The organism is Bryocella elongata (assembly GCF_900108185.1).
GTDB classification, from domain to species: Bacteria; Acidobacteriota; Terriglobia; order Terriglobales; family Acidobacteriaceae; genus Granulicella; species Granulicella elongata.
The window spans coordinates 1,198,871-1,212,412 of sequence record NZ_FNVA01000001.1 but is presented as its reverse complement, the minus strand read 5'-3'; the positions used below and the strand labels follow the sequence as shown (position 1 = coordinate 1,212,412).

General features: G+C 60.5%; 5 protein-coding genes. 4 read left to right on the top strand and 1 reads right to left on the bottom strand.

Annotated elements, in window-relative coordinates:
• Positions 1 to 3,405 (top strand): Ig-like domain repeat protein, encoded by a 3,405-nt coding sequence (locus C4S68_RS04855; protein WP_103931826.1) that lies wholly within the window; start codon positions 1 to 3, stop codon positions 3,403 to 3,405.
• Positions 3,406 to 3,487: 82 nt separating this feature from the next.
• Positions 3,488 to 4,939, top strand: coding sequence for a GH1 family beta-glucosidase (locus C4S68_RS04850; RefSeq protein WP_103931825.1), 1,452 nt, complete (start codon positions 3,488 to 3,490; stop codon positions 4,937 to 4,939).
• Positions 4,940 to 4,980: 41 nt separating this feature from the next.
• Here C4S68_RS04850 and C4S68_RS04845 read toward each other — a convergent pair whose 3' ends face one another.
• Complete coding sequence (locus tag C4S68_RS04845) at positions 4,981 to 6,009, bottom strand: LacI family DNA-binding transcriptional regulator (protein WP_103931824.1); 1,029 nt, start codon at positions 6,007 to 6,009, stop codon at positions 4,981 to 4,983.
• Positions 6,010 to 6,193: 184 nt separating this feature from the next.
• Between C4S68_RS04845 and C4S68_RS04840 the strand changes: the two genes are divergently transcribed.
• Positions 6,194 to 9,757, top strand: a complete 3,564-nt coding sequence (locus tag C4S68_RS04840) for a TonB-dependent receptor (RefSeq protein WP_103931823.1) — start codon at positions 6,194 to 6,196, stop codon at positions 9,755 to 9,757.
• Positions 9,758 to 9,884: 127 nt separating this feature from the next.
• On the top strand, positions 9,885 to 13,499 hold the full coding sequence (locus C4S68_RS04835; protein WP_235011354.1) for an alpha-mannosidase: 3,615 nt from the start codon (positions 9,885 to 9,887) through the stop codon (positions 13,497 to 13,499).
• The last annotated feature ends 43 nt before the right edge of the window (positions 13,500 to 13,542 follow it).

Below are 13,542 nucleotides of genomic sequence, written 5' to 3'. Positions count from 1 at the left end.
ATGATGCGCAATCTTTCCGGATGGAAAAAGAGCTGTTTGCTGGCGGTGGGAGTCGCGGCCGGTGCGGTCGCCATGAGGGCACAGACATTTGTGGTACCCGCGGCAGTGACTTCGTACCGCACGATGCCTTACACGAATCTGTCGGGAGCCCAGGCGTTGGCCACGGACCCGGCGGGAGACCTCTTCTTCACGCGGCCGGGGAGCGGCATTCTTGCTGAACGGCCGGCAGGCGGAGGCGCGGAGATCACGCTGTATACCGCTCCCTCAGGTGGCGGAGGCTATCCGAAGGGCGTAGCGGCGAACAGCACCTATGCCTACATGACCGACTATGCGGGCCACCTGTGGCAGGTCGCGATCAACGGTGGCGCGGCAACGGATCTGGCTCCGGCGTGTAACTCGCTGGATGGGTACTACCTGGGCACGCAGGACGTTGCCGCCGACGGTCTTGGCAATGTGTACGTCGCCGGAAACAATGAGACACCGTTGTTCAAGATCACCTCGGCCGGTGTGTGCTCGACGGTGACGGGCGTGACGCTGGATGCGAACTCACATGTTGCTGCCGATGCTGCAGGTGATCTTGCGTACTCGACGGGCGGTGTGCTGTACAGCCTGCCCGCAGGCGCAACCAGCGCTACCGCAGTGAGTGCCACGTTCAGTCCCATCGCGGGCTTGCGCGCTGACGCTGCGGGTGACGTCTTCGTGACCACTGGAAGCTCGGTCGTGGAGGTGCCGTACATCAACGGCGCACTGTCCGGGGCGAATGCGTTCACTGTCCTCAATCAGAGTTCGGTGAATGACATCGCTGTGGGTGCGGACGGAACTCTTTACGCGACGGACGGCACGAACGTCTTCAAGAACACGATCGGCAATGTGCGGTTCGCCGCAGTGGCGGTCGGTTCCACTTCTGCGACGCAGACGGTGAATGTAGTCTTCAACGCTGCGACGACGTTGACGGGTTTCCGGTACGCGTCAGGCGTGGGGGTCTCGACTGAGGTCGCGAACGCCGGGACGGGTTCGTGCGCGGCAACCGGAACCTACGCGCCTGGAGCTTCCTGCACCATCGACCTTACGTTCACGCCATCCACGCCGGGTATGCGCAAGGATGCCGTGGTATTGCTCACCGCAGCGGGACTTGCTGGAGAGGTCGCCGTGACCGGTCAGGGCTCGGGAGCAGCATTGACGGTGGACCCGGGAACGCAGATCGCATTGGGCTCTGGCTGGGCCACTCCTGCAGGTGTTGCCGTCGATCCGGCCGGGAATGTCTTTGCGACGGACAGCGCGAAGGGAACCGTGTCCTATCTCCCCGCGGGAGCGACGACCGCAACCGTGATCGCTTCAGGGCTGTCATTGCCCGGTGCTGTCGCTGTGGGGCCGGACGGCAGTGTCTACGTGGCGAGCCTGGGAACAAACACAATCTTCGAGATCCCCTTTGACGGGACAACCTTCGGCACGCTGACCGCCGTGGTCACGGGACTCAACAGCCCTTCGTCACTGCAGTTCGGAGCCGGAGGCAGCCTTTTCGTCGCGAACACCGGCGCTGGTACGGTGCTGCGCATTCCGAATCAGAGCGGTACGTTGAACTTCACAAGCCGCATGACGGTGGCGGCGCTTACCGCTCCCGCAGGCCTTGCATTCGATGCCAGCGGCACGCTGTATGTCTCCGACAGCGCGGCGGGGACGATATCCACCGTTAGCGGCGGAGTCGCGACGACAGCTGTCAGCGGGCTGAGCACTCCCGGCACGATTGCAGTCGACGATGCGGGCAGCCTGTATGTGGTGCAGAACAGCGGGACCTCGGTGACCCGCATCGCATACAGCGGTGGGTCTTACAACACCAACGCGACAACCTCCCTGGGCAGCGGCTTCAGCAAACTGGTGTCGGCGGCACTGGATAGCGCGGGCAATCTCTACGTGGCGGATGCCAATGGGCCTTCGGTCACAGAGATCGAGCGGACTGCAGGGCTGCTGAACCTTGGCAAGAGCAACGTAGGTGCAGCGACCTCGGCGCAGAGCCTGATCTTCAGCAACGGTGGCGATACCTCCCTGACCTTTGGCTCGCCGCTGTACTCGGCTGGAGGGAACACGAGCGACTTCACCATCAGCACCACTGCGACAAACACCTGTGCGAACGGGGCGTCGATCGCCAGCGGTACGAGTTGCGCCGTCGCGGCATCGTTTGATCCGACGGCCCAGGGCGTGCGCACGGAGACGCTGACCATCAGCTCGAATGCAGTGAATGCATCGCCTGTAACTGGCGCCTTCACGGGCACAGGCATCAATCTGCCCAAGACAACGACCGCGTTGACGATAACGCCTGGCGGAACGACCACGTATGGAACCTCGGTGACGGCGAATGTCGTGGTGACGTCGCAGGGCTCAACGACCACGCCGACGGGCACCGTGACCTTCCTTGTGAACGGCGTCACCTACACGACTGTGGCTCTGACCAATGGTCAGGCTTCGGCTACGATCACCGGCCTCCCAGCCGGCAACGATACCATCGACGCAACCTATAGTGGCGATGCAAACTATGCCGCCAGCGCGGGGCAGACCGCGACGATCGTCGTCGTGTTGGCTCCGACCACAACCACTCTTACGAGCAGCGCGACGAGCGCTGTCAGTGTTCCACCGGGAACGAGCATCACGCTCACGGCGAAGGTGACCTCGGCGGTCACGTCGAGCCAGCCGACTGGCACCGTCAACTTCGTGAGCGGAGGCACGGTTCTTGCGGCGGCCAGCGTGAACAACTCGGGGATTGCGACGGTCACGACAACCACTCTGCCGGCGGGCACCTACACCATCACGGCGGTGTACAGCGGCGACTCCGGCTTCGGAGGATCGACGTCGAACGGCGTGCAGGTGGCGCTCATCTCGCAGCAATATGTTGTATCCAGCACGCCGGCGTCGATGACCGTCAGCGCGCCGGGCTCGGCTAGCACCACGTTCACCATTGCACCCATCAGCGGTTATATCGGCGGTGTGGACTTCGCATGTTCGGGGCTGCCCGCAAACACGCAGTGCGCCTTTATCCCAGCAACCGTGCAGTTCACGGGCACCAACCTTGCACCGCAGACCGTCACCTTGACGATCACAACCGACACCCCGGCGCCTTCGACCGTTGCCTGGGTGCTCCCGTTTGGAAGCTTGTTGCTGCTCGGTGCGCAGCGGCGGCGGAAGTGGCTCTCGATTCGCAACAGCATGCTCACCGCTTTGGTCGTTGTAGCATCCTGCTCGGCGTTGCTTGGATTGAGCGGCTGCGGAAGCTCCGTTGCGAACCAGACGCCGGGCGGAACCTCGACCGTGACGGTGACGATGACCGGAACGCCGAATGGCACCACCACGGTGCCGACGAGCGGGGCAGGCAACATCGTCAAGACATTCACTTTTTCACTGACGGTGAAGTAACGAATCCCGGAGGGGCGCGTGCGGTTGCCGTGCAATGGATGCACGCGTCCCCGAGGTTGGAAAGAGTCATACAAGGAGTGGCATGAAGGGGTTTTGGACGCGCCGCGAATTTGCGCGCCTGTTGGGAAGCGCAGCTGCAGTGCCGGCAGTCTCGCAGGCTTTGGCCGAAGAGAAGCCGTCAGAACCCCACGGGCCCGATGGCATTCCCGCAGGTTTCTTGTGGGGCGCGGCGACGGCCTCGTATCAGGTTGAGGGCGCGGTGCATGAAGGGGGACGTGGCGCTTCAATCTGGGATACCTTCTCGCATACGCCAGGCAAGGTGCAGAACGGCGATACGGGCGATGTCGCGGACGATTTCTTTCACCGCTATCGTGACGACGTCCAGCTGATGAAGCGGATGGGACTGCAGGCCTTTCGATTCTCGGTTGCGTGGCCGCGCGTGTTTCCATCAGGCTCCGGCACGCCGCTCGTGCAAGGCCTCGATTTCTACAAGAAGCTCGTGGACGAGTTGCACGCGAATGGAATCGAGCCCTTCTGCACGCTGTATCACTGGGACCTGCCCCAAGCGCTTCAGGACAACGGCGGATGGGAGAATCCCGACACGGCTCGTCACCTGGCGGACTACGAAGGCTATGTTGCCGGTGAGCTCTCGCGCGCTGGCGTGCGGCATTTCTTCACGATGAACGAAATCCGCACGTTTGCAGAGCTAGGGTATGGGAATGGCACCCATGCGCCGGGACTCGCGGTGGGGCGAAAGCGGCTGGCGCAACTGACCCACACCATCCTGATGGGGCACGGTCTGAGCGTACAGGCGATCCGCGCGCATAGCGCAACGGGCGTGCGGGTGGGGCTCTGTGAGAATCCGGTAGCACCCGTCCCTGCGACGTTGGAGCCCGAGGATGTTCGCGCGGCCGCATTGGCCATGCGCGAGGAGAACGCAGCCTACCTCACGGCAATTCTTGAGGGCCGCTATACCGAGAAATACCTACGCCGCCTGGAGGACGATGCCCCACGATTTACGGCGGATGAGATGCGTACGATCTCGTCGCCGCTGGATGCTGTAGGCCTGAACTTCTATACATCGACGTACGTCCGCAGCGCTCCAGGTGGATACGAAGTGCTGCCAACGCCTTCCGACTTTCCGCACACGGCTAGCACGTGGCTTACGGTAAGCCCGGAGTGCATGCACTGGGGACCACGCCTCGTGCAGGAGCTGTGGCAACCGAAGACGATCTACATCACCGAGAACGGCTGTTCGGCCGCGGACACGATGACATCCAGGGGTGAAGTGCTGGACACGGGCCGCGTGATGTACCTGCGAAACTGCCTGGGGCAGATGCGGCAGGCGATCAGGAATGGTGCAGCGGTCAAAGGTTACTTTGTATGGAGCCTGCTGGATAACTTCGAATGGGCGGATGGATACAGCAAGCGCTTTGGCGTGGTGTACGTGGATTACGGGAATCAGACACGCACACCAAAGCTGAGTGCACAGTTCTACAGCTCGATGATTGCATCCAACGGAGCAGACCTCTAGATGTGCACCTGAACAGGGTGAAAATGGGGCGGAACTTGTGCCTAGCCTTGGCTGCTTGGGGGACATCCGCAGGATTCCCGCACGACGAGTTCCACCGGAAGCGTGACGGCCACCGGTGCGGATGGTCCTTCATTGCGAATCCTGTTCAACAAGAGTTCGGCTGCTGCGGCGCCGATCTCCGCGACTGGCTGGCGAACTGCTGTGATCGACGGACTTAGCAGGGAATAGAAGTCAACGTCGTCGAAGCCAACGAGGGCAACGTCCTCGGGAACGCGAATCCCAAGCACCTGCAGCGCTTGAATGACGCGAGTGGTGCAGACATTGTTAGTGATGAAGAGGGCGTCCGGTTTCTGGCGCAGTTTGAAAAGCGCCTTCAGCGCAGGCAGGACTTCTTCACCGGGTTCGAGAATCACCTTCGTGACTGGCAACTTCTCCTGGCGCAGGCATTCTTCGTAGGCAGACACGCGAAGTCTGATCGACCGTAGATGAAAGTCCGTCGCGATGCACGCGATTCTTTGATACCGATGGCTTCGCAGATGTTCCACCGCCATATGCGAGCCCTTGCGGTTTTCGACCTCGACTGAGTCGGTGGAAGGGCCCTCGAGCGGACGGTCGATGGTCACAATCGGAATCGACCCCAGGGCGGTCGCTGTGAGGTGCCTTGCCCGGCTGCTAACCGGGGCGAGGACGATGCCGTCGACCGGATGATTTTTCATCTGCTCGATCTCGGCCTTTTCGGTGGCGATGTCGCCATCTGACACTGCCAGCCAGACGGTATAACCGACCTTCCGCGCTGCCTGCTGAACCGCGCGGCTGACCACGGAAAAGAATGGATCGGCCACGTCAGGCACGATCAGACCGATGGATTTCGATGACTGGCCGGTTAATATTCGTGCCGCCTGGTTGGGGCGATATCCCAGTTTCCGGATGGCCGCGCGGACCTTCTTCGCGGTCGACTCCGACACGTAGGGGTGGCCATTGATGGTGCGAGAGACCGTCATCGGGCCGACTCCTGCGGCCTTTGCCACGTCGACCAGCGTTGCTTTCCGGACTGTTGACGGTTTGGACATGATCAGTGTTCACCTACTGCTCTCAGAACGCTAACAGACTCTTCAAACTACCGGCCTACGTTAGCGCTTAAATCGGTTGACAATCGATTTTCTCGCAGCGTATAAGCTGTCCCGCTCTGATAGCGCAATCATATTCGTGCGCCAAAACAAAGCAGCCTGACTGTGTCAAACCTTCGGAGAGCCTATGAAAAACGTCGAGTGGAAGAAAGCCTTGCGCTCGTGGTTGATTTTCGCCACGATCATTCTCGTTAGCGTTACCGGATATTCACAATCGGACGTGGGAAGCATCAGCGGATTTGTGAGAGACAAGTCCGGTGCCGTACTTCCCAACGCGCGGGTGACCGTCCGCAACGAGGGAACCAACCAGGCATTCACGGTAATGACTGATTCGGATGGCCATTACACTGTCCCGAACCTGCCGCCGGCGACATACTCGATGACGGTTGAGGCCGGCGGTTTCCAGAAATTCGTCAGCGTACATAACCCCTTGGCCGCGAGCACCGCGCTCGACATCGAGGGAACGCTTGCTCCCGGCGAGGTGACGCAGACCGTGGAGGTGGAAGCAAGTGCGGTCGTGCTGCAAACCGAGTCCGGCGCAATGCAGAGCGAAATCAGCGGGCAGACCGTCACAGATCAGCAGCTCAATGGCCGCAACCCACTGTTCATGGGGTCACTGATCCCTGGCATGCGTAGCGGCACCACGCTGGGCGACTTCAACTTCGCCATTGGCACCTCGGTGCCGTTCAACGTCAACGGAGCTCGGCAGCAGGACACGCTGGTTACCTTCGACGGCGCTCCTGGCGTCCGCACCCGCGGCTCCACACAGGTCGTTGGCGTGGCGAATCCCGATGCCATTGAAGAGATGCAGATCCTCACGTCGGATTACCAGGCAGAGTATGGAAGCTCCGCCGGTGGCCAGATTCGCATCGTCTCCAAGAGCGGAACCCGCAACTTCCACGCGTCAGCCTATGAGTATCTTCGCAATTCGGCGATGAATGCGAACACCTGGACGCGCAACCAAAGTCCGACGACACAGTTTGCCTCGCCCTTCCGTTACAACAACTTCGGCTTCACCTTTGGCGGGCCAGTATGGATTCCGGGCATGCACTGGACCGATCGGTTCCGTGAGAAGGTTTTCTTCTTCGTGGCCGAAGACTGGATCCGTTATCGCTACACGGATACGCAGACGCAGGCCGTTCCCACGACGCTGATGCGACAAGGAAACTTCAGTGAGTTGTTGAGCGCAAATCCCTGGTACGCCACAGGCACCAAGGTCTACGACCCTGCGACCTGCCCCAGCCTCACCGGCGGCGCACCGGGATGCGTGCAGTTCACGAACAATACAATTCCGACCGGCCGCCAGAGCGCAAATGGTATCGCGATCATCAATGCGTACCCTGGTCCAACAGCGGGTTACCTGAACGGCACGCAGAACTGGATCGCCGGAGCCGCTCACCCAATCAACCAGCGCAAACAGCAGATCAGCGTGGACGTTCATCTTACGGACCATCACACGCTCTCGCTCCGCCGCCAGAACGTGACCTACAACGAGTACCTTCCGTTCGATCAGGGCTCTGGCCTGACGGGACGCTACTTCAACCGTCCGAACCAGACCAACGGCCTCACCTGGACCTGGATCATCAGCCCCAGCATGATCAATGAGGCTCGCGTCACGTACAGCCTGGATCAGGTGTACATCCCGGTGAATACGGCGCTGGCCGGATTCAATCGCCAGACGCTGGGGATCAACTTCCCATACATTATTCCCGGCGCCAAGGCTGCTCCCAACAAGATTCCAACGGTCAGTGGTCTTGGTAACTTCTACGGTCTGGCCGGTGGCCCATATCCTTCTCACTCGGGCGGCCCGATCTACACCTACTCGGACAGCCTCACCAAGGTCTGGGGCAATCACTCGGTCAAGGCCGGCTTTCAGCTGATGTACTCCGGCGAAAATGACAACGACCAGATCAACGTATCGACGGTCCCGGGCGGTGCGAATAACCAGAACGGCAACTTCGCCTTTTCCGATGGGCGCACGGGCTACGGTGGAACAACCGGTGTAGCCATGGCGAATCTCGCGTATGGCATCTCGGACAGCTACACGGAGATCGGGCCCAAGTCGTACACCGAATGGCGCGGACAGTCCTACGATTTCTTTGCACAGGATTCGTGGAAGATGACGCAGCGACTGCATGTGGATTACGGTCTGCGCTTCACTGCGCTGACTCCCTATAAGGCTGCCTGGGGCAATGCTGCATTCTTCGACCCCGCGTCCTACCAGTCGTCGTCGGCACCGACCGTGAATCAGACAACGGGCAATGTCTTGCTTGGCACGGGCAATCCGTATGACGGCATGGTCATCCCCGGTCGTTCCAGCTTTCCTTCAAGCGCTGCTGCTCACGGCGTCGTGGGAGCGACACCCTCCACCATCAACTCCGCATGCGATGGTAGCTCCTGCAGCCTGCTCTTTGCGCCCAAACTCAAGGATGGTTACGTCAACACGTCCTACGTGGTACAGCCGCGCGTGGGCTTCGCCTATGAACTCAACCAAACCGCGGTGCTTCGCGGCGGCTTCGGTACCTTCGCGACGCGCATGGGACTGCTCGACAACATCTTCCCCGGCGGCAATCCACCCTTCCAGCCCTTCATTGGTGTCAATGCGGTGGCTGGCAACCTCACGTCGATGGTCGACAACCCTGGCTACGCGCTCAACAGCACGGTGGCGCCTTCGCTTACCGTCACGACCCTCAATCAGAACCTGAAGGCTCCGGTACGCTACAACTGGAACCTTGCGGTCCAGCAGCAGCTTCCGTTTTCCACGATGTTTACGCTGGCCTATGTGGGAGGTCGTGGCCTCCACAACTGGCGTGTCTTCGACATCAACCAGGCGACAGCAGGGGCGCAGCAGGCCCACCCCGGCGTGAACGTCAACGCGCTTCGTCCCTACCAGGGCTTTGCCGCCATCCAGCAGGAGCAGAGCAATGGCTCCTCGAACTACCACTCGCTTCAGGCGTCGTTGCAGCGCACCAACTCGAAGAACATTACCTTTGGTCTGAGCTACACGTTCTCCAAGAGCATGGATGACAGCTCCAACTACCGCGACATCGTTCCGGACACGTACAACACGAGCAATCTGTACGGGCCCTCCGAGTATGACGCCCGGCACATGGTGGTGATCAATTACGTCTGGGCTCTGCCGTTCCTGCGAGAGCAGCATACGTTGACCTCCAAGATTCTTGGTGGTTGGCGCATCGCGGGCGTGGCTCAGTTTCAGACAGGGTCGCCCTGCGGCATCGGTACCAGCAACGACTACGCCGGTGTTGGTACGGCAGAAGGCAGCTTCGGCTGCGGCTCAGAGAACGAGTTCTGGGTGATGAATGGCAAACCGAGAATCCTCCATGGGTTCGCCGGCTACAGCACCAACAAGGGGCAGTACTTCTCCACAACAAACCCCGATGGTAGTGCGATCTTCACGCAGCCGGCGGCAGGCACCTTCAACCTGCAGAAGGGCGTTCGCGACTCGATCTACCAGCCCGGCTACCAGGACTGGAACCTGTCACTCAAAAAGAAGTTCGCCATCACGGATACCGCCAACATGGAGTTCACCACTGATGCCTACAACTTCATCAACCACCCCAACTGGTCGGGCCCGAACCTGAACCCCACGTCCGGTCAGTTCGGACAGGTTACTGGCAAGTCCACCAGCAATCCCCGCACGCTGCAGGTTGGTCTTCACATCACGTACTAACATCCACCAGCAACGACCCCGCATGGAGCGACCACTCCATGCGGGGTTCGCTTTCTTCGAATGCCCCGCACAGCCTACCTGACGTACCCAACTCAGAACCCATCACTCGAATACATTGGAGCCGAGCATGACGAAGATCCGCCGGGCAGGCGATGCCAGAAACTTTCTCCGCAATGAAGATCTGACAGGCCGCACAGTGCGTCGCTGGCTTCCTCTTGTTCCTGCGGCCCTGAGTCTTGCGTTGTCGGCAACCGGCCAGACCATGAAGGCGCCGGACATCACCAGGGACCCCACACTGTACGTTGTGCCCTATGCGCATCTTGACACGCAGTGGCGTTGGGAGATGCCACAGACCATCAGCGAATATCTGCTGAAGACGATGCGGGTGAACTTCGACTATATCGATCGCTACCCGCATTACGTCTTCAATTGGACTGGCTCCAATCGCTATCGGCTGATGAAGGAGTATTTTCCAGACGATTATGCGCGGATGACGAAGTACGTTGCGGCGGGCCGGTGGTTCCCGGCGGGATCGTCGGTTGAAGAAGGCGATGTGAACCTGCCGAGCGCCGAAGGCATCTTTCGCCAGGTGCTTTATGGCAACGAATACTTCAGGAAGGATTTTGGCAAAGCGAGCAATGAATACATGCTGCCGGACTGCTTTGGATTTCCCGCGTCGCTGCCCAGCATCCTTGCCCATGCCGGGGTGAAGGGGTTCTCGACGCAGAAGCTCAATGCTACGTGGCAGCCTGCGCCTCTCGTGGGAGGGCCGGATTCGCCTGAGAAGACACCCGAGGGCATCCCTTTCAATGTGGGCTTGTGGACAGGTCCGGACGGCAAGACCGTCATTGCTGCGCTCAACCCTGGAAGTTATAACGGGAATGCGTATACAGATCTTAGCCGGGAACCACTGCCAGTTTCGCAGCACGTGCTTACCGATGAAGAGAAAGCGAAGCTGACGCCGCTGCAGATCCGCCAGTACGAACGCCGCCAGATCGAGCCAAACTGGGTGCAGCGTATCGACCTCGACGGCAAGGTCACGGGCCTGTTCGCGGATTACCACTATGTGGGAACCGGCGACATTGGCGGAGCCACGCAGGAGTCGACGGTCAAGCTGCTTGAGGCCATCGTGACGAAGAGCGAAACGGTGTTGCCGACACCTCCGCAGCTCAGCTTCCTCAAGGAGCAGGCATCCTACAGCGATAAGCCGGTGCGCGTTGGAGAAGGCCCGGTGCATGTTGTTGAGGCCACGGCCGACCAGATGTTCAACGATATGGCGAAGCTCGATACGAGCCGCCTGCCGGGTTACAAGGGCGACCTCGAGCTGATCAATCATTCGGCAGGTTCGCTGACATCCGAGGCCTATCACAAGCGCTGGATCATGCGGAACGAATCCCTTGCCGACGCGGCCGAGAAGGCTTCGATCGCCGCAGAGTGGCTGGGTGCTCGTCCGTATCCACAACAGAGGTTGAACGATGCCTGGACGCTGGAGCTCGGTGGGCACTTTCACGATACCGGGGCTGGCACAGCGACGCCGCGCACGTATCGCTATGCGTGGAACGATGACGTGATTACGGCCAACCAGTTTGCCGGGGTGATCACGAGCGCCACGGAGGCTGTCTCTTCGGTGCTGGATACGCAGGGCCCCGGGGTGCCGCTGGTGATCTACAACCCACTTAACGTGGAGCGCGAAGATGTTGTCGAAGCCACTATCGCGCTGCCGGGTGGGGCGACTGCCGTCCGCGTCATCGGGCCCGACGGCCGCGAGACGCCGTCGCAAATGGATGAGGGCAAGGTGCTCTTCCTTGCGAAGGCGCCCTCAGTCGGCTATGCGGTCTACCACGTGGCGGCTGCGAAGGCCGTGTCCGCAAACTCGTCACTTAAGGTAACGGAACGCTCGCTTGAAAACGCGCACTACCGCGTGCAGCTCAACGCGGATGGCGATATCTCCAGCGTCTTCGACAAGAAGCTCGGCAAGGAGCTGTTGTCTGCACCTGTGCGGCTTGCGATCACGACCGACACGCCGAAGCAGTACCCCGCATGGAACATGGACTACGAGCAGGTCGAGGCTGCGCCGCGTGCCTATGTCAGTGGCCCGGCAAAGATCCGCATCAAGGAGACGGGGCCGGTGCGCGTCTCGCTCGAGGTATCGCGCACGACCGAGGGCTCGACCTTCGTGCAGACGATCAGTCTTTCCGCGGGCGATGAAGGCAACCGCGTCGAAGTGAAGAACGCGATCGACTGGCGTGGTCTGACCTCTAACCTCAAGGTAGCTTTTCCGCTCACTGCGGCCAACACGAACGCAACCTATAACCAGGACCTCGGAACCATCCAGCGTCCGACCGCGACAATGCGGCAGTTCGAGGTGGGGTCGCATCGCTGGATCGATCTGACAGATCAAAGCGGTGCCTTCGGCGTCACCATCCTTACGGACTACAAGAACGCCTCCGACAAGCCGAACGACAACACGATTCGTCTTACGCTGCTACGGTCGCCGGGGATTCAACCCACAACGAATCGTGCGCCAGGGGCCTATAGCGATCAGGCAAACCAGGACTGGGGGCATCACGAGATTACCTTTGGACTCGTGGGTCACGCGGGTGACTGGCGGCAGGCGCAGACTGACTGGCAAGCATATAGACTCAACGATCCGATGATGCCGTTCGCTACGGAAGCGCACCCTGGCTCATTGGGCAAGAGTTTCTCGTTGCTTTCCATCGATAACCCTCGCGTGCGCGTCTTTGCCTTGAAGAAGGCCGAAGAGAGTGATGAGGTCGTACTGCGTGTCGCGGAGCTGGATGGCAAACCCGCATCGGATGTGCACGTCACCTTTGCCTCTCCTGTCATTGCCGCTCGTGAGGTGAACGGGCAGGAGCAGCCAGTGGGCGACGCGCAGGTGAACGACGGCAAGCTCGTTGCCTCGTTCACGGCGTATCAGCCGCGCACCTTCGCATTGAAGCTGGGGCAGGGAAGTGTGAAAGCTTCAGCAGTGCACTCGCAACCGGTGACTCTGCCCTACACCCTCGCAGTCTCCAGCAACGATGACACGAAGGCTACCGGCGGCGGCTTCGACGGCCAGGGCAATACTCTGCCTGCGGAGATGTTGCCGTCGGTGGTCGACTATCACGGGGTCCACTTCACGCTGGCGTCTGCTGCGACGGGCTCCGCGAATGCCGTCGTGCCCAGCGGTCAGACGTTGGCGTTGCCTGCAGGACACTTCAACCGCGTCTACGTCCTTGCGGCTTCCACAGGTGGTGATCAGCATGCGAGCTTCGGAGTCGGTTCGAAGTCCGTAGAGCTCACTGTGCAGGACTGGAGCGGCTTCATCGGGCAGTGGGACACGCGCCTTTGGAAGAACGAACCAACGTTCGACTGGAATATCTCAGCGCACCATGCGGTGTGGCCGCCGAAGGACCTTGAGGAGCGCGAGCTTCGCCGTCCATCGCCAAGCTATCCGGAAGACTATGTGGGCCTCGAAAAGGGGTTCATCAAGCCTGCGGGGCTGGCGTGGTACGCCTCGCATCATCACACGGCGGAAGGCCTGAATGCCCCGTACCAGTATTCCTACCTCTTCGCATACTCTTTGGATCTCCCATCGAACGTACACAGCGTTGTGTTGCCGACGAACGATAAGATTCGCATCCTGGCGATCTCTGCCGTGGAGGAGAATCCTGCGTCAACTCCAGCAGCGCCACTCTTCGATACGCTTGGAAGCTCCTCGAACTCAGCGATCGCCCACTAGAGGTTCGCGCTTACTCGAAGGCGGTACGCCGTCGTCTCTGCTC

What these genes read in the sequence shown, in the direction of transcription:
- C4S68_RS04850 (WP_103931825.1), top strand. Translation starts at nt 3,488, where the DNA reads ATGAAGGGGTTTTGGACGCGCCGCGAATTTGCGCGCCTGTTGGGAAGC.
- C4S68_RS04845 (WP_103931824.1), bottom strand. Translation starts at nt 6,009, where the DNA reads ATGTCCAAACCGTCAACAGTCCGGAAAGCAACGCTGGTCGACGTGGCA.
- C4S68_RS04855 (WP_103931826.1), top strand. Translation starts at nt 1, where the DNA reads ATGATGCGCAATCTTTCCGGATGGAAAAAGAGCTGTTTGCTGGCGGTG.
- C4S68_RS04840 (WP_103931823.1), top strand. Translation starts at nt 6,194, where the DNA reads ATGAAAAACGTCGAGTGGAAGAAAGCCTTGCGCTCGTGGTTGATTTTC.
- C4S68_RS04835 (WP_235011354.1), top strand. Translation starts at nt 9,885, where the DNA reads ATGACGAAGATCCGCCGGGCAGGCGATGCCAGAAACTTTCTCCGCAAT.